This is a genomic window from Pseudoalteromonas sp. SMS1, from assembly GCF_021530565.1.
Lineage (GTDB): Bacteria > Pseudomonadota > Gammaproteobacteria > Enterobacterales > Alteromonadaceae > Pseudoalteromonas.
On the sequence record NZ_JAKGBI010000065.1, the window covers coordinates 1 to 2072 of the forward strand.

2 protein-coding genes are annotated in these 2072 nt (G+C 47.6%); both read left to right on the forward strand.

The window, feature by feature from the left end; genetic code table 11:
* The coding region (locus L1286_RS23995) for a putative Ig domain-containing protein (RefSeq protein ID WP_235409543.1) at positions 1 to 1564 on the forward strand (1564 nt) is incomplete at its 5' end.
* Positions 1548 to 2072 (forward strand): hypothetical protein (locus tag L1286_RS24000; protein ID WP_235409544.1); only part of this gene is annotated, 525 nt, incomplete at its 3' end. The genes L1286_RS23995 and L1286_RS24000, both read left to right, overlap by 17 nt.

Sequence of the window (2072 nt, forward strand, 5' to 3'; positions counted from 1 at the left end):
TATTGATGCAAACACCGGTGTGATCAGCGGGGATGTACACTACAATGCAAAGGCCCAGCATACGGTCAAGATCACTGTGGTAAACGTTCATGACACAGGCTTTAGCGCGCAGGCGACGATGCGCATTAATGTGACGGATATTGACCCCGTGACTGTGGCCAATGTGCCGATGATTTTAAGGGAAGAATACTACGAGGTAGCGCCGGATGCGTTCAAAAAGTATGTCGCCATTTCAGATACTTCTCTGAATGTGCGATACAGTATATCGGGCTCATCGGGGATCCCTGATGGTTTGCACTTTGACAGCAATACAGGTTTATTCAGTGGTCAATTAACCAGTGAAGCAGCGGGTGACTATCCGCTGACCATTACGCTCTCAGATCCGAGCAAAGGGTTTGAAAAACAAGTTGATATACACGCTCGTATCATTGATGTACCAAGTGTGACTGTTAAAGCAGACTCAGGTAAAAAAGTATTCGGGCCTGAGCAGTGGTTTGATGGTGGGTATGATTCATTTGGGATGGAAGTGCCCACTGGCGGCGCGGCGAGTTGGATCACCTTATCTAAGCACAATAACATGGGCTTACAAACATTGACCATTGAGCCACCAAGGGACGCCCATCGTCAAACACCCTATGTGTTTGTATTATTTGCCAATGATCCCCATGGCAATAGAATTCCAGACAAGTATGTAAAAGTACAGGTGCGAGTTTCGGCACCAGATCCGATTGTGCCTCAAAACCGTGCTCCAGCGCTTAACTCCACGGTGTCTTTAACGGTGAATGGGAAAGCCAAAGAACCCGTGCGCCATGTTATTTCGGCGACAGCATTTGTTGACCCTGATGGAGATACAATTACATATAGTATGTCTGGTTTGCCAAGCGGACTGTTCTTTAACGCGTCAACGCGTGAAATTACGGGCGCGGTAAACATTGCGGGTAGCTATACCGCCAAACTTAGGGCGACTGACAGTCAAGGCGCATGGCGAGAAGCCAATGTAACAATGAATATTGCAGCGGTAGGCAATACCAACAGCAAGCCGAAGTACAACGAAAACCGTTCGCTGCATTTGTCACTCATCGCTGGGCAACGAGGCGGTGTGACTATTCAGCCTGACACATTCACCGATCCGGATGGCGATACGATCACCTATTCAATGAGTGGGTTACCTCGAGGTTTGTCATTCAATGCCTCAACGCGCAGACTAGAGGGCATGGTTACCAATGCCGGTGATTACTCGGCGACCTTGTATGCGACAGACAGTCATAATGCGCAATCATCTAAGACGTTTTATATTTACGTGGACGCTGCGAGTGGCGGCGGCGGTGGCATCCCGATGGGGGCGACACCGGTTAACACTGTATCAACGGCAACTAACACGGAACACTTTAACGCGCTTGATGGCGCATCAGCACAGTCGATGTCTTCTCAAGCGGTGTCACCTACCAGCACCGGTGTAACGCGCACAGAAGACTACTGGTTTACTTATAATGGCAATAACCAAGTGGTCATCGATGGCGGTAGCTTCATTGGAGACAAAATTTCGATTGCAGATCAAGGTTAAGAATAATACTGATCTATACGCCGGTCGCGACACGCTGACAAGTGCCAATGCACTGTGGAGAAAAGCCAGCGAATTTGCGTATGACAATGAAAATCGCGTAACGGAACATAAAAAGTACATCAGTGATATGAGAGTACATAAAGTTACCGTAACCGAAGACGGCGGCATTATTAGAAATGGTGAAGTTGTTAAAGGCGTCGTAGGTGGTGCCCATGAAGTTAGATATCCGGTTGATGTGTACTATGGCGGTAATATCGAGAGCATTTCCAAAACGGAATATAATGCCGCGGGTGAGGTGATCTTTACTGAAGAACACACGCTACTGGATTCAGACCTTGTAAATCTGATTGATGATTTTGTTTTAAGCCTTGATACCAGCACGTTGACCTCGGGTAGCCGTCAAGATCAGGTGAGTAACCCTGTTTACAGCAGTAATATATGGGGTGAATCTGCGTTAAAGGTCAGTGCCAGAACGCAAGATTATGATTATCACAGTGCGGGTAAAGTG